The following is a 230-nucleotide window of genomic DNA, read 5'->3' on the forward strand; positions in this document are numbered from 1 at the left end:
CTCGCGCACGTGTAGGGGGCGAGCACGAGGCTGCCCAGGATGGCCAGCACGGCGAGCCACTCGCTGTTCCACCGCCGGGCGATCCAGACCCCACCGACGCTGACCAGGCCGGCGAGCGCCAGACCGGGGAGTTCGGGGAGCATGCCCTTGCCGTCCGGGCCGGTGAACAGCACGGTGACCGCGACGATGCACAGGAACGCCGACGCGACGCCGGTGGCCATCAGGGCCTA

General features: G+C 72.2%; 1 pseudogene. It reads right to left on the reverse strand.

Going from position 1 to position 230, the window contains the following annotated elements:
- Nucleotides 1-221: pseudogene (locus tag BN358_RS25845) on the reverse strand (hypothetical protein); the annotation flags it as partial.
- Nucleotides 222-230: the final 9 nt, after the last annotated feature.

This window comes from Sedimentibacter sp. B4, assembly GCF_000309315.1.
GTDB lineage: Bacteria > Bacillota > Clostridia > Tissierellales > Sedimentibacteraceae > Sedimentibacter > Sedimentibacter saalensis.